This window comes from Streptomyces sp. 2131.1, assembly GCF_900105515.1.
In the GTDB taxonomy this organism is placed as follows: domain Bacteria; phylum Actinomycetota; class Actinomycetes; order Streptomycetales; family Streptomycetaceae; genus Streptomyces; species Streptomyces drozdowiczii.
The window spans coordinates 3,060,473-3,080,145 of record NZ_FNSY01000001.1; the positions used below are offsets into that span (position 1 = coordinate 3,060,473).

The 19,673-nt window shown below is 72.0% G+C and carries 16 protein-coding genes; 9 read left to right on the plus strand and 7 right to left on the minus strand.

The features are described from left to right. Positions 1 to 27 precede the first annotated feature (27 nt). On the plus strand, positions 28 to 996 hold the full coding sequence (gene pip / locus BLW14_RS13765) for a prolyl aminopeptidase (RefSeq protein WP_093707529.1): 969 nt from the start codon (positions 28 to 30) through the stop codon (positions 994 to 996). Between the two features lie 63 nt (positions 997 to 1,059). Continuing rightward, positions 1,060 to 2,055: an aldo/keto reductase gene (locus BLW14_RS13770; RefSeq protein WP_093707531.1), complete on the plus strand. Its 996-nt coding sequence runs from the start codon at positions 1,060 to 1,062 to the stop codon at positions 2,053 to 2,055. A gap of 202 nt (positions 2,056 to 2,257) precedes the next feature. Here BLW14_RS13770 and BLW14_RS13775 read toward each other — a convergent pair whose 3' ends face one another. Both BLW14_RS13775 and BLW14_RS13780 read right to left on the minus strand, forming a co-directional pair. Then, positions 2,258 to 3,592 carry an MFS transporter gene (locus BLW14_RS13775; RefSeq protein ID WP_093707533.1) on the minus strand — a complete coding sequence of 445 codons (1,335 nt, stop codon included), beginning with the start codon at positions 3,590 to 3,592 and terminating at the stop codon, positions 2,258 to 2,260. A 59-nt stretch (positions 3,593 to 3,651) separates the two neighbouring features. Next, on the minus strand, positions 3,652 to 4,092 hold the full coding sequence (locus BLW14_RS13780) for a MarR family winged helix-turn-helix transcriptional regulator (RefSeq protein WP_018519548.1): 441 nt from the start codon (positions 4,090 to 4,092) through the stop codon (positions 3,652 to 3,654). A 167-nt stretch (positions 4,093 to 4,259) separates the two neighbouring features. On the opposite strand from BLW14_RS13780, the gene BLW14_RS13785 reads away from it, so the two are divergent. Beyond that, positions 4,260 to 4,484, plus strand: a complete 225-nt coding sequence (locus BLW14_RS13785; protein WP_177153969.1) for a hypothetical protein — start codon at positions 4,260 to 4,262, stop codon at positions 4,482 to 4,484. Positions 4,485 to 4,511: 27 nt separating this feature from the next. On the opposite strand, the gene BLW14_RS13790 is transcribed toward BLW14_RS13785, so the two are convergent. Beyond that, the gene (locus tag BLW14_RS13790; RefSeq protein WP_093707536.1) at positions 4,512 to 5,957 is read right to left on the minus strand and encodes an NCS2 family permease; all 1,446 of its coding nucleotides are present in this window, start codon (positions 5,955 to 5,957) and stop codon (positions 4,512 to 4,514) included. A 186-nt stretch (positions 5,958 to 6,143) separates the two neighbouring features. Between BLW14_RS13790 and BLW14_RS13795 the strand changes: the two genes are divergently transcribed. Further along, positions 6,144 to 6,410: a DUF2530 domain-containing protein gene (locus BLW14_RS13795; RefSeq protein WP_093707538.1), complete on the plus strand. Its 267-nt coding sequence runs from the start codon at positions 6,144 to 6,146 to the stop codon at positions 6,408 to 6,410. Positions 6,411 to 6,507: 97 nt separating this feature from the next. Further along, complete coding sequence (locus BLW14_RS13800) at positions 6,508 to 8,901, plus strand: HAD-IC family P-type ATPase (protein WP_093707540.1); 2,394 nt, start codon at positions 6,508 to 6,510, stop codon at positions 8,899 to 8,901. A 34-nt stretch (positions 8,902 to 8,935) separates the two neighbouring features. Here BLW14_RS13800 and BLW14_RS13805 read toward each other — a convergent pair whose 3' ends face one another. The 4 genes from BLW14_RS13805 to BLW14_RS13820 all read right to left on the minus strand — a co-directional run bounded on the left by BLW14_RS13805 (position 8,936) and on the right by BLW14_RS13820 (position 15,759). Continuing rightward, on the minus strand, positions 8,936 to 9,874 hold the full coding sequence (locus BLW14_RS13805; protein WP_093707542.1) for a hypothetical protein: 939 nt from the start codon (positions 9,872 to 9,874) through the stop codon (positions 8,936 to 8,938). 371 nt (positions 9,875 to 10,245) lie between these two features. Next, the gene (locus tag BLW14_RS13810; RefSeq protein WP_093707544.1) at positions 10,246 to 10,986 is read right to left on the minus strand and encodes a calcium-binding protein; all 741 of its coding nucleotides are present in this window, start codon (positions 10,984 to 10,986) and stop codon (positions 10,246 to 10,248) included. A 226-nt stretch (positions 10,987 to 11,212) separates the two neighbouring features. Beyond that, the gene (locus tag BLW14_RS13815) at positions 11,213 to 14,515 is read right to left on the minus strand and encodes a sacsin N-terminal ATP-binding-like domain-containing protein (protein ID WP_093707546.1); all 3,303 of its coding nucleotides are present in this window, start codon (positions 14,513 to 14,515) and stop codon (positions 11,213 to 11,215) included. 341 nt (positions 14,516 to 14,856) lie between these two features. Then, positions 14,857 to 15,759, minus strand: a complete 903-nt coding sequence (locus tag BLW14_RS13820) for a DUF3027 domain-containing protein (RefSeq protein WP_177153970.1) — start codon at positions 15,757 to 15,759, stop codon at positions 14,857 to 14,859. Positions 15,760 to 16,170: 411 nt separating this feature from the next. Here BLW14_RS13820 and BLW14_RS13830 point away from each other — a divergent pair, with 411 nt between their 5' ends. From BLW14_RS13830 to BLW14_RS13845, 4 genes are read left to right on the plus strand one after another with little or no spacing between them, the layout of a single operon-like run. Continuing rightward, positions 16,171 to 17,610 carry an MFS transporter gene (locus BLW14_RS13830; RefSeq protein ID WP_093707548.1) on the plus strand — a complete coding sequence of 480 codons (1,440 nt, stop codon included), beginning with the start codon at positions 16,171 to 16,173 and terminating at the stop codon, positions 17,608 to 17,610. Between the two features lie 27 nt (positions 17,611 to 17,637). After that, the gene (locus BLW14_RS13835) at positions 17,638 to 18,120 is read left to right on the plus strand and encodes a DUF2771 domain-containing protein (RefSeq protein ID WP_093707550.1); all 483 of its coding nucleotides are present in this window, start codon (positions 17,638 to 17,640) and stop codon (positions 18,118 to 18,120) included. A 1-nt stretch (position 18,121) separates the two neighbouring features. Continuing rightward, the gene (locus BLW14_RS13840; protein ID WP_093707552.1) at positions 18,122 to 18,826 is read left to right on the plus strand and encodes a futalosine hydrolase; all 705 of its coding nucleotides are present in this window, start codon (positions 18,122 to 18,124) and stop codon (positions 18,824 to 18,826) included. Next, a complete protein-coding gene (locus BLW14_RS13845) occupies positions 18,801 to 19,664 on the plus strand; it encodes a 1,4-dihydroxy-6-naphtoate synthase (RefSeq protein WP_093707554.1) in 864 nt (287 codons plus the stop codon). The genes BLW14_RS13840 and BLW14_RS13845 overlap by 26 nt, the downstream gene beginning before the upstream one ends. Positions 19,665 to 19,673 lie beyond the last annotated feature (9 nt).

The following is a 19,673-nucleotide window of genomic DNA, read 5'->3' on the forward strand; positions in this document are numbered from 1 at the left end:
CGTACGCCGCGCGAGGAGGCACACGTCATGACCGACGAGAGGTACCCGCCGATCGAGCCGTACGAGCACGGCATGCTCGACGTCGGCGACGGCGACCACGTGTACTGGGAGGTCTGCGGCAACCCCGCCGGAAAGCCCGCCGCCGTCGTCCACGGCGGGCCGGGGTCCGGCTGCTCCGAGGGCGCCCGGCGGTACTTCGACCCTGAGCGCTACCGCGTCGTCCTCTTCGACCAGCGCAACTGCGGCCGCTCCACGCCGCACGCGAGCGACCCGGCCGTCGACCTGCGGCGCAACACCACGGACCGCCTGATCGCCGACATGGAACGCCTCCGCGCACACCTCGGGATCGACCGCTGGCTGCTGTACGGGGGCTCCTGGGGCTCCACGCTGATCCTTGCGTACGCCGAGCGGCACCCGGAGCGGGTCACCGAGGTAGTGATCCCGGCGGTGACCACGACCCGGCGCTCCGAGATCGACTGGCTGTACCGGGGGGCCGGGCTCTTCCACCCCGAGGCGTGGGACCGCTTCCGGGCGCACGTCCCGGAGGCCGCGAGCGACGCGACCCCGGACGTGCTCGCCGCGTACGCCCGGCGGACCGTCGACCCCGACCCGGAGGTGCGGGCGCGGGCGACGGCCGAGTGGTGCGCCTGGGAGGACGCGGTGCTCTCGGGCGAGGCGTACGCGGGACCGCCCCCGTACAGCGGGCGGCCGGGGCGGGCGCGGGCGGCGCTGGTGCGGATCTGCTCGCACTACTTCTCGCACGGGGCCTGGCTGGAGGAGGGGCAGCTGATCCGGGACGCGGGGCGGCTGGCCGGGATTCCCGGGGTGCTGGTGCACGGACGGCTGGACATGGGCGGGCCGCTGGGCACGGCGTGGGAGCTGGCCAAGGCGTGGCCGGACGCGGAGCTGACGGTGATCGAGGACGCGGGCCACTTGGGCGGGGCGGCGACGAGCCGGGCGGTCCTCGCGGCGCTGGACCGGTTCGCCCGGGCGTGAATCCGCGCCGATGTAAGGGGCACGCTTGCTTCGAGCGCGCTCGAAGGAGTTGGCTTGGGGGTCATGAAGTACACGCAGCTCGGACGCACCGGACTCAAGGTAAGCCGCCTCGTCCTGGGGACGATGAACTTCGGCCCCCAGACCAACGAGAGCGACAGCCACGCCCTCATGGACGCCGCGCTGGACGCCGGCGTCAACTTCTTCGACACCGCGAACGTCTACGGCTGGGGCGAGAACAAGGGCCGCACCGAGGAGATCCTCGGCACCTGGTTCGCGCAGGGCGGCGACCGCCGCGACAAGGTCGTGCTCGCCACCAAGGTCTACGGCAACATGGGCGCCGACGGCGAGGCGTGGCCCAACCACGACAAGCTGTCCGCCGTCAACATCCGCCGGGCCGTCGACGCCAGCCTGAAGCGGCTCCAGACGGACCACATCGACCTCTACCAGTTCCACCACGTCGACCGGGACACCCCGATCGATGAGATCTGGCAGGCCATCGACGTACTGATCCAGCAGGGCAAGATCCTGTACGCCGGTTCCTCGAACTTCTCCGGCTACAAGATCGCCCAGGCCAACGAGCGCGCCCGCCAGCGCGGCAGCTACGGCCTGGTCAGCGAGCAGTGCATCTACAACCTGATGGAGCGCGGCGCCGAGATGGAGGTCATCCCGGCCTCCCAGGAGTACGGCCTCGGGGTCATCCCGTGGTCCCCGCTGCACGGCGGCCTGCTCGGCGGGGCGATCCGCAAGGAGCGCGAGGGCGGCGGCGCCCGCTCCACCTCCGGCCGTTCCGGGGACGCGCTGGCCGACCCGAAGGTCCGGGCGCAGATCCAGGCGTACGAGGACCTGCTGGACAAGCACGGTCTGGAGCCCGGTGAGGTGGGCCTCGCCTGGCTGCTGACGCGTCCCGGGATCACCGGCCCGATCTCCGGCCCGCGCACGCGGGAGCAGCTCGACTCGGCGCTGCGCGCGGTGGAGCTGGAGCTGTCGGCGGAGGTGCTGGACGCGCTGGAGGAGATCTTCCCCGGTCCGGGTCCGTCGCCGGAGAACTTCGCCTGGTAGGTCCGTAACGAAGGGCCTAGCCGAGGGCAGCCGCCACGGCGACGACGGCGAACATCAATACGAGCACGGCCGCCATGATGCGGTTTCTGGTCTTCGGGTCCACCCGACGAGCGTAACCGGACCCGTATGCGTGAACGCGACGCGGCCCCGCCCCGGAGAACCGGGAGCGGGGCCGCGTAGTCGCGTACGGAGGGGGGAACCCCTACGCCGCGGTCGCCAGCTGCTCGCGCTGCACGAACCGTACGTGCGGACGGCCCGGGCGCAGGTCGACCTTGAGGCGCAGGCCGCCCAGGCGGGCCAGGACGACGCCGATGCCGACCGCCGCCGCCAGGGACAGCGCACCGCCGACCACCATGCCGGTGCGGGCACCGTAGGCGTCGCTGATCCAGCCGACGATCGGGGCGCCCACCGGCGTACCGCCGGCGAAGACCATCATGTACAGGCTCATCACCCGGCCGCGCATGGCCGGGTCGGCCGCCATCTGCACGCTGGTGTTGGCACTGATGTTGGTCGTCAGGCCGATCATGCCGATCGGGACGAGCAGGACCGCGAAGATCCAGACGTTCGGCGCGAGCGCCGCGACGATCTCCAGCAGGCCGAACGCCGTACCGGCGGCGACCAGCATCCGCAGCCGCGAGGAGCGGCGGCGGGCGGCGAGCAGGGCTCCGGCGAGCGAGCCGGCCGCCATGAGGATGTTGAAGAACGAGTACATCCCGGCGCCGCCGTGGAAGATCTCGTCCGCGAAGGCCGTCAGCCAGATCGGGAAGTTGAAGCCGAACGTGCCGACGAAGCCGACCAGGACGATCGGCCAGATCAACTCGGGGCGGCCCGATACGTACCGCAGCCCCTCGCGGAGCTGGCCCTTGGCGCGCGGCACGACGACGGACTTGTGGAGCTCGCTCGTCCGCATCATCGTCAGGCCGACGAGCGGCGCGAGGAACGACAGGCCGTTGAACATGAAGGCCCAGCCGCTGCCGACCGTGGTGATCAGCACACCCGCGACGGCGGGACCGATGAGCCGGGCGGACTGGAAGTTCGCCGAGTTCAGGCTGACCGCGTTGCGCAGCTGGGCGGGGCCGACCATCTCGGACACGAAGGCCTGGCGGGCCGGGTTGTCCACGACGGTGACCATGCCGAGCAGGAACGCGATCAGATAGACGTGCCAGACCTGCACCACGCCGGAGAGCGTGAGCACGGCGAGCACGACACCGCAGGCGCCGAGGGCGGCCTGGCTGACGAGCAGGAGCTTGCGCTTCGGCAGCCGGTCGGCGATGACGCCGCCGTACAGGCCGAAGAGGAGCATGGGGAGGAACTGGAGTGCCGTGGTGATACCGACGGCGGCGGCGGACCCGGTGAGGCTCAGGACGAGCCAGTCCTGCGTGATGCGGGACATCCAGGTACCGGTGTTGGAGATCACGGCGCCCGTGGCGAACAGGCGGTAGTTGCGGATCTTCAGCGACGAGAAGGTCCCGCCGGGCTTGCTCTCGTGGGTGGAAGTCGGTGCGGGGGCGGAGTCTGCTCCGGATCCCGTACTCAAAAGGGTTCGCCTCCTCGGCGTGGGCATTGTGCTGACTGACGGGGACGGAGACGCGTCTCCTACAGGTGGGCGAGCTTCTCCAGCACGGGCGCCGCGTTGCGCAGCGTCTCCCACTCGTCCTCGTCCAGGCCTTCGGCGAGGGTGGTCAGCCAGGCGTTCCGCTTCTTGCGGCTCTCGGCGAGCATGGCCTCGGCCTGCTCGGTCTGGCTGACCATCTTCTGACGACGGTCATCGGGGTGCGGTTCCAGCCTGACCAGGCCCTTGGATTCCAGCAACGCGACGATGCGGGTCATCGACGGCGGCTGGACGTGCTCCCGCCGGGCCAGCTCACCCGGAGTGGCGGAGCCGCAACGGGCGAGAGTCCCGAGCACCGACATCTCGGTCGGGCTCAGCGACTCGTCGACGCGCTGGTGCTTGAGGCGCCGGCCGAGCAGCATGACGGCGGAACGAAGGGAGCTCACGGCGGCGGCACTGTCGCTGTCGTGGATCAGGTCAGGCATGTTCGTTAGCGTAACTCATTACCTACTCTAAAGACCACTTGTGTTACACGCGCGTAAGCGGGATCACCTCCCGCGGTTGGACCGGATCACCAATCGATCACCCAAACGAGTGAGTCGGTGGCGGAAAATCACGCGCGTCGGGGCCGCGGGACGTAACCCTGCTTGGCATGGGATCGACAGTGCTCAGCCTGCGCATAGACGGTGAGCTGCTCGACCGGCTCAAGCAGCACGCCGCAAAACGCGGAATGAGCGTCCAGGACTATGTGGTCCGGACGCTCATTCGCGACGACTTCGACGAGCGCTTCCAGGCGGCCGTCGAGGAGACGGAGAAGTTCTACGGGCCGGAGAAGCTCTGCCCCGCGGACGGCGTGCCGGCCGAGGAGGTCACCTGACCCCCGGGGCCGGCCCGCTCACCGCCCTTACGTGAGGCCGAGCGCCGGCATCATGTAGTAGAAGACGAAGACCGCCGACACGGCGTACATGGCCACCGGCACCTCGCGGCCGCGCCCGGAGGCCAGCCGCAGCACGCTGAACGCGATGAAACCGATGCCGATGCCGTTGGTGATCGAGTACGTGAACGGCATCATGACCATGGCGAGGAACGCCGGGATCGCGAGCGTGAAGTCGCTCCAGTCGATGTCCCGCACCGAGCCCGCGATGATCAGGAAGCCCACCGCCAGCAGCGCGGGGGTGGCCGCCTGCGAGGGGACCATGGTCGCCAGCGGCGTGAGGAACAGCGCCACCGTGAACAGCAGACCCGTGACGACGCTGGCCAGCCCCGTACGGGCACCCTCGCCGACGCCCGCCGTGGACTCCACGAAGCAGGTCGAGGCGGAGGAGGAGCTCGCACCGCCCGCGGCGACCGCGACACCGTCGACGAAGAGCACCCGGTTGATGCCGGGGAAGTTGCCCTTGGAGTCCGTCAGCTTCGCCTCGTCACCGACACCGAGGATGGTGCCCATCGCGTCGAAGAAGCAGGACAGCAGCACGGTGAAGACGAACAGGATGCCGGTGAGGACGCCGACCTTGTGGAAGCCGCCGAACAGGCTGAAGTGACCCAGCAGCCCGAAGTCCGGCGTGGCGACGGGATTGCCCGGCCACTCCGGCACGGTCAGCCCCCACGCCTTGCCCGGCAGGTCCGCGACGGCGTTGATGATCAGCGCGACGACGGTCATCGTCACGATGGAGATCAGGATCGCGCCCGGCACCTTGCGGACGATCAGGATCAGCGTCAGCAGCGCGCCGAGGACGAAGATCAGGACCGGCCAGCCGTTGAGGTGGCCGTCGCCGCCGAGCTGGAGCGGGACGGTGGTCATCGCCTTGTCGGGCATGCGCGAGACGAAGCCGGAGTCGACGAGGCCGATCAGCAGGATGAACAGGCCGATACCGATCGCGATGCCCTTGCGCAGCGAGCCCGGTACGGCGTTCATCACGCGTTCCCGCAGCCCGGTCGCGACCAGCAGCATGACGACGATGCCCGCGAGGACCACCATGCCCATGGCGTCGGGCCAGGTCATCCGGGGGGCGAGCTGGAGGGCGACGACGGTGTTGACGCCGAGGCCCGCGGCCAGCGCGATCGGCACATTGCCGATGACGCCCATGAGCAGGGTGGAGAACGCGGCGGTGATGACGGTCGCGGTGACCAGCTGTCCGTGGTCGAGGAAGTGCTGGTTCACGTCCTTCGCGCTGCCGAGGATGATCGGGTTCAGCACGATGATGTAGGCCATCGCGAAGAAGGTCGCGAATCCGCCGCGGATCTCGCGGGCGACCGACGACTTCCGCTCGGAGATCTTGAAGAAGCGGTCCAGCCCGTTGGTGGGCTGCGGAGTCGGGGCGTCGACCGGAGCGGTGGCCGAGGGGGACATGTATGACCTCAGTACGTGCCTAGAGGGATCAAAAGTGGTCAGCTTTGGACTTTCACACGAATAATTCGAGCCAGCCGTAAGCAGATTCAGTATGAATACATAAGGCGAAGATCGCTATCTCCGCGCGTAGACCCTTGGGCCGACTGGCCCGAACGCACTTACATACGCGCCGCATACACTGACCGCATGGCGAAGTGGACACCGAAGCACGAGGCACCGGAGCCCCTGGAGGGGCCGGTCGTCGCGACCATCACCGGCGGCACGATCCTCTGGTTCGTCCTCTTCCTGGTCCAGATCCCGTTCTACGGCTGGTTCGACGACCACGGCCACCTGTGGTGGGTGTGGACCTGCCTGGCCGGCGCGGGCCTGGGCCTGATCGGCATCTGGTACGTACGCGGACGGGACGCGGCCCTCAAGCGCGCGGCGGCGGCAGCGGCGGCTCGGGGCGACTGACCCTCGTACGACCACGGGACCATTTCGCTCCTCCCCCGGTCTGATCTTCGTACGCTCCAGCGGGTGCCCCGCGCGTTCCGCCCGTACGGTCGGAACCATGACGCAGCGGGCATCCGAACTTTCCGGGGAGCGGCACACCGGCGCTTCAGGACGCGGGCTCACCTCGGCCGAGGTGGCCGAGCGGATCGCGCGGGGCGAGGTCAACGACGTACCGGTGCGGTCCTCGCGGTCGCTGACCGAGATCGTCCGGGCCAACGTCTTCACGCGGTTCAACCTGATCATCGGCGTGCTCTGGGTGATCATGCTGTTCGTCGCGCCGATCCAGGACAGCCTCTTCGGCTTCGTGATCGTCGCCAACACCGGCATCGGCATCGTGCAGGAGTGGCGGGCCAAGAAGACCCTCGACAGCCTCGCGGTCATCGGTGAGTCGAAACCGGTCGTCCGGCGCGACGGCAGGGCCGCCGAGATCCACACCTCGGAGATCGTCCTCGGCGACCTGGTCGAGCTGGGGCCCGGGGACAAGGCCGTCGTGGACGGCACGGTCGCCGAGGCGGACGGCCTGGAGATCGACGAGTCCCTGCTCACCGGCGAGGCCGACCCGGTCATCAAGAAGCCCGGCGACACGGTGATGTCCGGCAGCTTCGTCGTCGCCGGCGGCGGCGCGTTCACCGCGACGAAGGTCGGCCGCGAGGCGTACGCGGCGCAGCTCGCCGAGGAGGCGTCCCGCTTCACGCTCGTCCGGTCCGAGCTGCGCAGCGGCATCTCGACGATCCTGAAGTACATCACCTGGATGATGGTGCCGACCGCTACCGCCCTGGTGATCAGCCAACTGGTGGTCAAGGAGCACAACTTCAAGGACTCCGTCGCCCGCACGGTGGGCGGGATCGTCCCGATGATCCCGGAGGGCCTGGTCCTGCTGACCTCGGTGGCGTTCGCGATCGGTGTCGTACGGCTGGGACGCAAGCAGTGCCTCGTGCAGGAACTGCCCGCCATCGAGGGGCTGGCCCGGGTCGACGTCGTCTGCCTGGACAAGACCGGCACGCTCACCGAGGGCGGCATGGACGTCACCGAGGTCCGCGCCCTGAACGGCACCGCGGAACCGTATCTGCACCGCGTCCTGGCTGCCTTCGGCGCGTCCGAGCCCCGGCCCAACGCGAGCCTCCAGGCGATCATCGACGCCTACCCGGCACCGGAGGAGGGCGGCTGGCGGACCACCGGCACCCTGCCGTTCTCCTCCGCCCGCAAGTACAGCGGCGCCGCGTTCGACGAGGACGGCGGCGCGTCCTCCGCCTGGCTGCTCGGCGCGCCCGACGTGCTGCTGGCCGAGGACGACCCGGCGCTCAAGGAGATCGAGCAGCTCAACGAGCAGGGACTGCGGGTGCTGCTGCTCGGCCGGGCGCGGGGCGAGCTGGACGCCCCGGACGCGGCCAAGGGCGCCGAACCGGCCGCGCTCGTCGTCCTGGAGCAGCGGCTGCGGCCCGACGCGGGGCAGACGCTCGCGTACTTCGGGGAGCAGCGGGTCGCCACGAAGGTGATCTCCGGCGACAACGCGGTCTCGGTCGGCGCGGTCGCCGCGAAGCTCGGGATGGAGGGCGCGGACCACCCCCAGGACGCGCGCAGGCTCCCGGAGGACGCGGACGAGATGGCGACCGCGATGGAGCGGAACGCGGTGTTCGGCCGCGTCACCCCGCAGCAGAAGCGGGAGATGGTCGCGGCCCTCCAGTCGCGCGGTCACACCGTGGCGATGACGGGCGACGGCGTCAACGACGTCCTCGCGCTGAAGGACGCCGACATCGGCGTCTCCATGGGCTCCGGCTCCGAGGCGACGCGCGCGGTGGCCCAGATCGTGCTGCTGAACAACAGCTTCGCGACCCTGCCGTCGGTGGTCGCCGAGGGCCGCCGCGTGATCGGCAACATCACCCGCGTCGCGACCCTGTTCCTGACGAAGACCGTGTACTCGGTGCTGCTGGCCGTCCTGGTGGTCTGCTTCCAGGTCGAGTACCCGTTCCTGCCGCGCCATCTGACCCTGCTGTCGACGCTGACGATCGGCGTCCCGGCGTTCTTCCTGGCCCTGGCCCCGAACAAGGAGCGCGCACACCCGCACTTCGTGCGCCGCGTCATGCGGTACGCGATCCCCTCGGGCGTCATCTGCGCCGCCGCGACCTTCGTGACGTACCTGGTCGCCCGGCACCATTACTCCGGTACGGGGGCGCTGGACGCGGAGACGAGCGCGGCGACGCTGACGCTGTTCCTGGTCTCGATGTGGGTCCTGGCGATCATCGCCCGCCCGTACACCTGGTGGCGGATCTGTCTGGTGGCCGCGATGGGTCTCGCGTTCCTGGTGGTGCTGGCGGTGCCGTGGCTCCAGGACTTCTTCGCGCTGAAGCTGGTGGGGACGCAGATGCCGTGGATGGCGGTGGGCATCGCGGTGGTGGCGTCGGCCGCGCTGGAGTACGCGTGGCGGCTGGTGGGCCGCCGCTTCCCGGTGTAGTCCCCGTACGGGGGGAAGCGGCGGCCCGGCCGGGCTACTTCACGTCGACGAAGTCACCCGTGGACTTGGTGGCCGGGGTGGAGGCCGTACCGGCGAAGTAGAAGCGCCAGTAGCCGTCGACCGAGGCCTTCACCGTGGTCTTCAGGGTGCCGAGGCTGCTCGTCGTGGCGGTCTTCACCGTCGACCAGGCCTTGCCGCCCTTCTTCAGGAACTGCAGCTTGACCGGCTGCACGGTGTAGCCGTGGTACTGGTAGTCCTCCCAGTTGGCCCGCGACAGCTTGCCGGTGACCGTGATGGTCTTGCCCTTCTTCACCGGCTCCGGGGCGGCGTTGACCGTCACCTTCGAGGCACGCTGAAGGCTGGAGGACCCCACCTTCTCCTGCAGGGCGAAGCCGATCTTGGTCGGGTCGGGGTCCTGCGGGTCCTCGCCGTTGTAGTCGACGGCGAAACCGCCCGCCAGCCACTTCGTCGCGTCGCTGTTGCCGAGCAGGTCGATCCGGGGCCAGACGGAGATCTCGCCCTTGCAGGTGGCGACCGTGGCGGACACGGCCTTGCACACGGCCGGCTTGTCGCCGTACAGCTCGTTCGTCGGGTTGTCGAACGACCCGCGGTAGAGCGCGACGTCGATCACGAAGTCCGGGGCCTGGATGTTCACGCCGGCGCCGTGCGTCACGGTGAACGTGGTCGCCACGGTCTTCGTCAGGGTGGTGCCCACGACGATCGGCTTGCCGCCGTTGACGACGAGCTTGGAGAAGCTGAGGTTGAGCTCGCCCGGTTCCGAGGCGGGCGAGACCGAGCGGGCGCCGAACTTCGTCGCGGAGCCCGTCACGGGGGCGGACTGAGCCGCGCGCGCGACGGCGGCGACGCTCCTGGTCGAGCCCTGCGCGCCGTCGGCCTGGGCGGCCGCCGGGAGAGCGAGGGCGGAAAGGGCCAGGGCACCGCTGACAGCGGCAGCGGTGGCACGAATGCGCATATGCGTTCCCCAAGTGGAGATGGAGTCCGCGGGCGACTGCACGCTCGCGGACCACACGTGTCTGTGGAGCCTGATGGCTCCGCAGACAAGACCACCACCGGAGGGGAACGGTTGTGCGGACTTCGGAAACGACTGGTGAAATCTCCCCGCGATCCGCCGGCCGCCGTCTCCGCTGTCGATCGAACCAGCGGTCCCGGGCCGGTTCGGCCGTCCGGGACGGGTCCTCCAGGAGGGCCGCCACCTCGAAGCGGCGGGCCTGGACTCGATGTGGGTCCTGGCGACCATCGCCCGCGCTGGAATACGCGTGGCGGCTGGTGGGCCGCCGCTTCCCGGCGTAGTCGCCGTACAGGGGAAGCGGCGGCCCGGCCGGGCTACTTCACGTCGACGAAGTCAGCCGTGGAGTTGACCGCCGGGGTGGAGGACGTACCGGCGAAGCTGTAGCGCCAGTAACCGTCGACCGAGGCCTTCACGGTCGTCTTCAGGGCGCCCTTGCTGTCCGTCTTGACGGTCTTCACCGTCGACCAGGCCTTGCCGCCCTTCTTCAGGAACTGGAGCTTCACGGGCTGGGCGGTGTAGCCGTGGTACTTGAAGTCGTCCCAGTTGGCCCGGGCCAGCTTGCCGGTGACGGTGATCGTCTTGCCCTTCTTGACCGGCTCGGGCGCGGCGTTGGCGGTCAGCGTCGACGCGCGCTGGAACTTGAAGGAGCGCGCCTTCTCGGTCCAGATGTAGTCGCCGTCCTTGGCGTCCACCCAGGCGTCCACGTACCAGGTGCCGGCGTAGTCGTTGGAGTACGGCAGGTCGACCTTGGGGTCGACGGCGAACGACGCCGTGCAGGTGCTGCCGGAGCAGCGGGTCTTGCCCGTCAGGTAGCCGAACCCGGGGCCGTGCAGGGCGATGTCGGCTTCCTTGATGCCGGAATTGTCCTTCGCCGTCACGGAGACGGTGAACTTCTTGACCGCGCTGGTACCGAGAACCACGTTCTTGCCGCCGTTGACCGTGACCTTGGTGATCGCGGTGTCGCCGTAGTGCCCGTCGGCCTGGGCGGCCGGTACGGCGAGGGCGGACAGGGCGAGGGCGCCGGTGAGGACGGCGACGGATGTGCGCATGCGCATGTGTGCTTCCCCGTGGGAAAGGGCCCGAGGAGAGTCCGCGCGAGCGGACCCCTCGTGCCGATCGGTCGGTCGAGTCGGGGTGACTCAACAGACCAGACAACCAACGGATGTGAAGGGTTGCGCAGGATTTGAAGATTCTGCGAAGGTCACATGAACGGTGTAGTTGCCACGGACGCCGCACCCTTCGCCGAGCGCTTTCGCCCTTCCCGCGCGCCGCGCCCCCGCCTCAGTCGAACCAGCGGTCCCGGGCCAGTTCCGCCGTCCGGGACGGGTCCTCCAGGAGGGCCGCGACCTCGAAGCGGCGGGGCCACTGACCGGCGGCCCAGGCCAGGCCGGCCGCGACGCCCTCCATCGTCGAGGCGTGCACCACGCCGTCCGGGGTGCGCCGCCAGTCCAGTTCCACGCCGCCCGCGCGCAGTTCGCCGTGCTCGATGTACGTGGCGGGGGTGGCGGGCCCCAGCAGGACGCGGACGGACTCGGGCACCGCGTGCTCCTCGCCGTCGCTCGTGACCTCGGCCTCGACGCTCTCGCCGAGCCGCCGCACCTGGAACAGTTCGGCCAGCTCCGCCGCGTGCGCCGGGGCGACGGGCAGCAGCGGCAGCCCCTCGGTGAGCGGCAGCAGGTCCGGCGCGTCCGCGATCACCGCGTCCGCCGCGTCGACCACCCGCACCTCGCCGTCCACGACCGCCCGCAGCTCGTCCGGCAACGTGACCTGTTCCGGGTCGAGCGCGGACAACGCGGTGTACAGGGCGTGCAGTTGTACGCCGGTGACCGGGCGGTCCTCGTCCGCGAGCCGGTCCAGCAGCTCGGCGGCCCCGCCCGGCTCGTCCAGCAGGGCGTCGACCGAGGTCCGTACGCCGAGGGCGCGCAGCACCTCGGCGTCGTCGAAGCCGGTCGCGTCGGCGGAGTCGTACAGGCCCGCGAGCCGGGCGTCGCCGCCGTGGGCGCGCAGTCCGGCGGGGCGGCGGCCGTCCAGCACCGGGTGCCCGCGCAGCCACCACGCGGTGTACGGGCGGACGGACTGCGTGGTGCCGTCCGGGAGCAGCACCCGGACCGGCTGGGTGAGCGCGTCCCGCAGCGGCGGCCGGGCCAGGAGCGCGAGCGCCTGCGGCCAGGCGTCGTCGTCGACGAGGTCGAGGTCCCGTACGGCGACGAGCTCCGTGGCGACCGGCGGCACCGGGCTGTCCGGGAACCGGTCGAGGATGTCCTCGCACCACACGTCCACGGCGTCGAGCAGCCCGGCGTCGTCCGGCTCCGCGAAGTCGCCGTCCCGCGGCTCCAGTTCGTCCGGGTACAGGACGACGTCGGTGGCCCGTACGAGGGCGAAGGTGGCGAGCACCCCGCAGGCGGTGAGCGGCTGCTCGCCCCAGCGGTCGGCCAGCTCCGCGTCGCACAGGGCGAGTTCGCCCTCGCGCATGACCGCCGCGAACGCGCTCCCGGGCATCACGAGCTCCCCGGCCGGGGCGAGTTCGCCGTCCTCGTCGGTCAGCGCGAGCGCCCCCAGCCAGGGCTCGTCTCCCGGCTCCAGGGCCGCGTCCCGGACCAGCGTGAGCACGGTCTCCACCAGCTCGTCCCCGTCGAGCGCGTCCTCGTCCCAGATCTCCCCCGCGTCCAGCGAACCGGCGACGGCGGCCCGCACCTGCGGGGTCGTCAGCACGGCCCGGGGCGTGGCGGGCAGGGCACCCAGCTTCTCCAGGAGCGGATGCGCGGCGTCCGGGTGCGCGACCTTGAGCCCGAGCCGGCCGAGGCGGTCCAGGACCGGGCCGGGGAGGGCGTCGGGGAGCGGGAGGAGGACCTGGCGGGGACCGATGGTGGTGCGGGGAAGCGCGGGCGCTTCCGGCTCGCCGGAGGGGGTGCCCGGGCCGGGTCCCACGGACGCGGCGTCCCAGTCGGTGCCGGCGGACAGGACGTCCGGGCCGCCGAATCCGCCGCGGCCGCCCCCGGCCGAGCTCGAACCGGCCAACGGCACCGGCAGCCCCGACAGCCGGTCCGGGTCGACTCCGGTCAGGCTGTCGTAGAGCCGCCGCCACCAGGCGGGTTCGCGCTCAAGGCCGGCCAGCCGGTCGATCGCCTCGGTCAGCGGGACCCGGGCGACGCCCAGCGTGCGCAGTTCGACGCGGCGCTCAAGGCCGGCGGGCAGCAGGCACGGCAGCACCTCGGCGAGCACGGCGACGGTCTGCGCGCCGACGCCCTCGACCACTTCGGCCTCGACCGGCCGCAGGGCGACGGTGTCCTCGCGGACGCCCTCGTCCCCGTCCCAGCCGTCCCAGCCGTGCGGCTCGGCGGCCGGGTCGCGCGGGGCGGCCGGCTCCAGGAACGCCACGCGCGGCAGCCGCTCCAGGATCGCGCCGCGCAGCGCGCCGTCCAGCCCGCCCTGCCCGAGCGGGCCCGGGACCAGGGAGATCGTCGCGACGGACACCGGCTCCCAATCGCCGAGCAGCTCCGCGTACGCGTCGGCCGCGCGCTCCACCAGGAAGTCGGTGAGCGGTCCGGGGGCGGGGTGCCTGCGGGTGGTGTCCAGCGGCAGCGAGGCGATGAGCAGCGCGGGCAGGCCGAGCGGTTCGTCGGTGGGCGTCGGCGCGTGCACGACGGGGGCGGTACGGGGGCGGACCGGGGCGCCGTCCGCGTCGACCGGGACGGCCCAGGTCACCGACCAGTGCGGGCGCAGCCGTTCCTCCAACGGCCGGTCGGCGAGCAGGGCGGGCTCGATCGGGCCGTGGTGGACGGCGGTGCGCCAGCGGTTCGTGCCGTGCGCGGAGTCCTCGATGTGCGTGTACGGGCCGTGCTGGGTGCGGCGCAGAGTGCGTACGCCCTCCAGGGTCTCGACGACGACCTCGTCGAGCCCGGTCAGCGTGAGGAGCAGCGCGTCGTCCACGGCGGCGAGGAGCCGGCCCACCAGGTCCTCGGCGACGCCGTCGCGCAGCGGCAGCACCACGACGGTGTCGTAGCCCTCGGGCGCGGCGCCCTCGGCGGGCAGCGGGAGGCGCAGCAGCGGTACGTGGCCGTCGCGGCGGCGCAGCTCGTCACCCAGGCCGGGGCTGCCGACTGCGGCCTGCCGGGCGAGTTCGCGGGCCTCCGCGAGGGACCAGCGGACGCCGCCGTGCCGGCCGACGACCGCCGGCTCGTCGCTGACCGCGAGGACGGCGGCGAACCCGACGCCGAACCGGCCCACGGCGCCCTCGTGGCCCTCGCGCTTCGCGGACGCGCGCAGCGTGGACAGCGATTCGACGCCGGTGGCGTCGAGGGGGGCGCCGGTGTTCGCGGCGGCGAGGACGGCCGGGGTGCCGTCCGTCGCCGGGTGCAGGGTGAGCCGCAGGCGGCCCGGGGTTCCGGCGCGGGCGGCGGCGTCGGCGGCGTTCTGGGCCAGCTCGACGACGAGGCGGTCGCGGTAGCCGCCGAGCGCGAGGTCCTCCTCGGCGTTGGCGTCCTCCCGGAACCGCGCCGGGCCCGCGCCCCAGGCGTCGAGCACGCCGCGCCGCAGCCGCGCGGTGCCGAACGGGTCTGCGCCCTCGGTCGCGTTGATGCCCATGGGCGTACTCCCTCTGCCGATTCCGCTGACGCGTACCCCGCGAAGCTACCGGGTACGGCTGTAGCCCCCGAACTCCCCCGGCCCCGGGGCACCGCTTCCGTCCTCAAACGCCGGACGGGCTGGGTCGGCCGGGTGAGGGCGGCCAGGCGAGGCCCGCAGCCAAAAGTCCGCACCGGCCCGAACCAAGCCCGTCCGGCGATTGAGGACGGAACCGGTGCGCCGGGGGGCGGCGCACCACTCCGGACCGGGGCCGCATCTCGAGCCCGTCCGGCGCTTGAGGACGGAACCGGTGCGCCGGGGCACCCGAGGCCACAGGACCGGGACCCCGGGCGCACGCCCGGCTACGCCTCGCCCCGGTCCTCCGGGGACCGCTCGCCGTGCAACGGATACTCATCCACCCGCACCGTGTCCAGCCGATGCGCAACCGCCGCAGGCGGCTTCGGCATGACCGCCGCCTCCGAGTGCCCCCCGCACCCGTACGACAGCGACACCACGTGCCCGTCCGCAGGGCCGAACTCGTTCGCGCAGACTCCGAACGCCTGCCGCAGCGACCCCGACAACGGCATCAGGAAGGCGCAGGACGCGCACGAGGCCGGCGCGGCCTGGGCCATCGGGGTCTTCGGGCCGAACTCCTCCTCCCAGCGGTCCGCCGCCGAGTGCAGCCCGTACCGGGACAGCACCCGCGCACGCCGCATGCCCAGCTCGTCCGCGACCGCCGCGATCGTCCCGCGCGCGGCCGGGGCCGGGCGCGTCGTCAGCTCCGCGTCCTCCACGTCGACGAGGTCCGCCAGCTCGCCGGTGACCGGGGAGTTCGGCGGCGGCTCCTCCGCGCCGGTGTAGCCGGGCTCCAGGCGCAGGTCGTCCGCCTCGGTGGGCAGCAGGTCGCCCGGGCCCATGTCGCCCGGCCGCAGCCGCTCGCTCCACGGCACCCACTCCGGCGCGAGGATCGCGTCGCTGCCGGGCAGCAGCACGGTCTCGTCCAGCGTGACGTTCTTCGCGCGGGAGGCCCGCGCGACCGTCACCGCCCAGCGCCAGCCCCGGTAGCCGGGGTCCTCGCACTCGAAGTAGTGCGTGACGACCCGGTCCCCCTCGGAGACCACGCCCGCATGCTCACCCACGACCCCTGGCGCGGCAGCCTCCTCGGCCGCGGCGCGGGCGAGGTCCACGGCCTCGGCGCACAGACGGTCGGGAGCGGGGGTACGGGCGGTACGGGCCGTACGGCCTCGCGTCGTCGCAGCACTCACAGGTCTCGCTTCTCTCCTACGCCAGTCTCACGAGCGCGCCAGCACATCGACCATCGATTCCGGCCATACGGTCGCGGACGGAGCGGACCTGAGGGCCGCGTCGACGTCCACACCCGTTGAGCCAACCTCGGGCACGCCTTCCGCTATCCATTCTGCGGGATCGCGGAGAGGCGCGCGGCCGAGAACAACCGCCGGTGGCGCGCTACGCACGCTACCCTCTCCGCCGCTCCCCGCCCACCTGCCGTCCCAAACGACGCCGTATCGGCACCGCGCCGGCCTCCGCCCACCAGCCCCGGCGGGCCGCCCCGCACCCCCCGCCACCTGGCCGATCGCTGACCCGACGGGGCGGTCCCGGCCGTGCCCCGGAGCGATGCCGGTTCGCATCGCCCGGTCCTGGGGCAGTATGACCAAGTGGCTTCTGCCAGGTCGCACGACGGGCCCGGCCCCTTCCGCAGGACGGGCCGGTCGATCGGCCATGCCCTGAAAATGCCGTTCACCAGCACCGCCCGGGGCATCCGGAAGGCGACACACGCGCACGGCGCCGGCGAGAGCGGTCTCGGCAAACTGATCGAGCTGCACGCGGTGAACGGCGCGGGCGACGTGATGATCACCGTCGCGCTCGCCTCCACCGTGTTCTTCTCCGTACCGACGGACCAGGCCCGCGGCCGTGTCGCGCTGTACCTCGCCGTGACGATGGCGCCGTTCATCCTGCTCGCCCCGGTCGTCGGCCCGCTCCTGGACCGCCTGCCGCACGGCCGCCGCGCCGCGATGGCCGGTTCCATGCTCGCGCGGGCGCTGCTGGCGCTCACCATGTCGGGCGCGGTCGCCACCGGCGGCCTGGAGCTGTACCCGGCGGCGCTCGGCGTGCTGGTCTGCTCGAAGGCGTACGGGGTGGTGCGCAGCGCCGTCGTACCGCGCCTGCTGCCACCGAAGTTCTCCCTGGTGAAGGCCAACTCGCGGGTCACGCTCGCCGGGTTGCTGGCCACCGGGGCCGCCGCGCCGATCGGGGCGGGGCTCCAGATGATCGGCCCGCCCTGGCCGCTGTACGGGGCGTGCGCGGTGTTCGCCGGCGGCGCGGCCCTGGCGTTCACGCTGCCGCCCAAGGTCGACTCGGCGAAGGGCGAACGCCGGGCGCAGCTCGTACCGCCGCACGGCGAGGGCGCGCCCCGCCCGGAGCCGCAGCGGTGCGCCGCCACGAAGGCCGGGTCCAAGGGGCGCAAGGGGCGCAAGGGGCGGGAGAACGGCGAGCGGCGGCCGGGCCTGCGGTCGGTCGGCCCGTCCGTGCTGCACGGTCTCCAGGCCAACGCCGCGCACCGGGCGCTCTCCGGGTTCCTGATCTTCTTCCTGGCGTTCCTGCTGCGCGAGCACCCGCTCGCCGGGCAGAGCGCCGCGATCTCGCTGGGCATCGTCGGCGTGGCGGCGGGCGTGGGCAACGCGCTGGGCACGGCGGTGGGCTCCTGGCTGCGGGCGCGCGGCCCGGAGATCATCGTCGCCTCGGTGCTGGCCCTGGCGCTCGGCGTGGCGGTCCTCGCGGCCGTCTTCTTCTCCACGGTCATGGTCGCCGCGCTCGCCGCGACGGCGGGCCTCACGCAGGCCCTGTCGAAGCTGTCGCTGGACGCGATGATCCAGCGCGACGTGCCGGAGGAGGTGCGGACGTCGGCGTTCGCCCGCTCCGAGACGGCGCTCCAGATGGCCTGGGTGGTGGGCGGCGCGATCGGCATCGCCCTCCCCCTCAACGGCGTACTCGGCATGTCCGTCGCCGCCGGACTGCTCGCACTCGGCGCGGCCGCCTCCGTACGGGGGCTGCTGGGCGCCGCGCGGCGCGGCTCGCCGCACCCCCGCGTGGCGTGAGCGGGAGCGACCGATAGCCTTCGGCCCATGACCGTTGCGTTCTTCTCCGGTAAGGGCCGTCGAATCGGCGTCGCTCTTGGTGCCGTGTCCGCGGGACTCCTTGTCCTCTCCGCCTGCGACAAGCCGACGCCGCTCGCCACCGTGACGGTCGGCGACGACTCGGTGAGTTCCGAGGCCGCCTGCTACAACGACGGCAAGGCCCTCAAGAGGTCCGAGGCCGAGAAGTGCCTCAACAAGGAGGCGGAGAAGACCGTCAAGGTCGGGATGACCGACACGGTCCACTTCGGGGTCGACCCCGAGATCGCGGACAACGGCTGGACGCTCTTCATCGACGGCCGCAACGCCGAGCAGGAGCCGTTCAAGAAGACCTACCGCTCGATCTCGGGCAGTGCCTTCTTCTCCAGCCAGACCGGCGAGGCCGCCGCGAAGAACACGCAGATCAGCGTGGTGGAGACCAAGGGCAACGACGTGATCGGCATCTGGCACTTCAAGCTGGAGAAGACCGACTGACGTGCGTGTACTCGTCGTGACCGCGGTCCCGGTGGAACGGGACGCGGTCACGCGTGCGTACGGGGACGAGCCGGAGGTCCACCGGGTGCGCGGCGCGGAGATCCACCGCGCCGGCCCGCTGGACGTGCTCGCCGGCGGCGCTGGCCCGGCCGCGTCGGCGGCTTCGGCGGCATTCGCGCTGGCGGCGGACCGCTACGACCTGGTGATCTCGGCGGGCATCGGCGGCGGCTTCGCACCGGTGGCGCCGGTCGGCTCGCTGGTCGTTTCCAGCCGCATCGGCGCGGCCGACCTGGGCGCCGACACCCCGGCCGGCTTCGTGCCGGTCACCGAACTCGGCTTCGGCCGGACCTGGCACCTCCCGCCCCGCTCCCTCGTCCGCGCCGCCGCCGGGGCGACCGGGGCGGCCACCGGCGACATCCTCACCGTCTCCACCGTCACCGGCACGGCGGAGCGCACCGCCGCACTCCTGACCGCCCACCCGCACGCGGTCGCCGAGGCCATGGAGGGCTTCGGGGTCGCGGAGGCGGCGGACCTCGCCGGCGTACCGGTCCTGGAGATCAGGGCCGTGTCGAACACCGTCGGCCCGCGCGACCGCGACGCCTGGCGCATCGGCGACGCGCTGACCGCGCTGACCGGGGCGTTCGGGAAGCTCATACCCGTACTGGAAGGCTGGACCCGCCATGACCGAGACGACACCGCAGGCTGACGCGCTGCGCATCGCCTTCTCGCCCTGCCCGAACGACACGTTCGTCTTCGACGCCTGGGCGCACGGCAGGGTCCCCGGCGCGCCGGCGCTGGACGTCACCTTCGCGGACATCGACATCACCAACGGCATGGCCGAGCGCGGCGAACTGGACGTGCTCAAGGTGTCGTACGCGGTGCTGCCCTGGGTCCTGGAGGAGTACGCGCTGCTGCCGTGCGGCGGCGCGCTGGGCCGGGGCTGCGGCCCTCTCGTCCTCACCCGTGAGGCGGGCACCGACCTGACGGGGAGGACCGTCGCCGTACCGAGCGAGCGCTCCACCGCCTACCTGCTGTTCCGCCTCTGGGCGGCCGAGGTCGTCCCGGGCGGGGTCGGCGAGATCGTCGTCATGCCGTTCGACGAGATCATGCCGGCGGTCCGGGACGGCAAGGTGGACGCGGGCCTGGTCATCCACGAGGCGCGCTTCACGTACCAGAACTACGGCCTGCACAACCTGGCCGACATGGGCCGGCACTGGGAGGACACCACCGGCCTGCCCATCCCGCTCGGCGCGATCATCGCGAAGCGCTCGCTGGGCGCGGACACGCTGAAGCTGCTCGCCGAGTCGGCCCGCGCGTCGGTCCGCATGGCCTGGGACGACCCGGAGGCGACGCGCCCGTACGTCCTCGCGCACGCCCAGGAGATGGACCCGTCCGTCGCGGACCAGCACATCGGCCTGTACGTGAACGAGTTCACCGCCGACCTGGGCGAGGACGGCTACGCGGCGGTCCGCGGCCTGCTGACCCGGGCTGCGGCAGAGGGCCTGGTCCCGGCGCTCGCCCCGGACGCGCTGTCGTTCGTCTGAGAGCCGGGT

Excerpts from the sequence above, each read along its gene's own strand:
- pip (WP_093707529.1), top strand. The coding sequence starts at position 28 with ATGACCGACGAGAGGTACCCGCCGATCGAGCCGTACGAGCACGGCATG.
- BLW14_RS13770 (WP_093707531.1), top strand. The coding sequence starts at position 1,060 with ATGAAGTACACGCAGCTCGGACGCACCGGACTCAAGGTAAGCCGCCTC.
- BLW14_RS13780 (WP_018519548.1), bottom strand. The coding sequence starts at position 4,092 with ATGCCTGACCTGATCCACGACAGCGACAGTGCCGCCGCCGTGAGCTCC.
- BLW14_RS13785 (WP_177153969.1), top strand. The coding sequence starts at position 4,260 with ATGGGATCGACAGTGCTCAGCCTGCGCATAGACGGTGAGCTGCTCGAC.
- BLW14_RS13790 (WP_093707536.1), bottom strand. The coding sequence starts at position 5,957 with ATGTCCCCCTCGGCCACCGCTCCGGTCGACGCCCCGACTCCGCAGCCC.
- BLW14_RS13795 (WP_093707538.1), top strand. The coding sequence starts at position 6,144 with ATGGCGAAGTGGACACCGAAGCACGAGGCACCGGAGCCCCTGGAGGGG.
- BLW14_RS13800 (WP_093707540.1), top strand. The coding sequence starts at position 6,508 with ATGACGCAGCGGGCATCCGAACTTTCCGGGGAGCGGCACACCGGCGCT.
- BLW14_RS13805 (WP_093707542.1), bottom strand. The coding sequence starts at position 9,874 with ATGCGCATTCGTGCCACCGCTGCCGCTGTCAGCGGTGCCCTGGCCCTT.
- BLW14_RS13810 (WP_093707544.1), bottom strand. The coding sequence starts at position 10,986 with ATGCGCATGCGCACATCCGTCGCCGTCCTCACCGGCGCCCTCGCCCTG.
- BLW14_RS13815 (WP_093707546.1), bottom strand. The coding sequence starts at position 14,515 with ATGGGCATCAACGCGACCGAGGGCGCAGACCCGTTCGGCACCGCGCGG.
- BLW14_RS13835 (WP_093707550.1), top strand. The coding sequence starts at position 17,638 with ATGACCGTTGCGTTCTTCTCCGGTAAGGGCCGTCGAATCGGCGTCGCT.
- BLW14_RS13845 (WP_093707554.1), top strand. The coding sequence starts at position 18,801 with ATGACCGAGACGACACCGCAGGCTGACGCGCTGCGCATCGCCTTCTCG.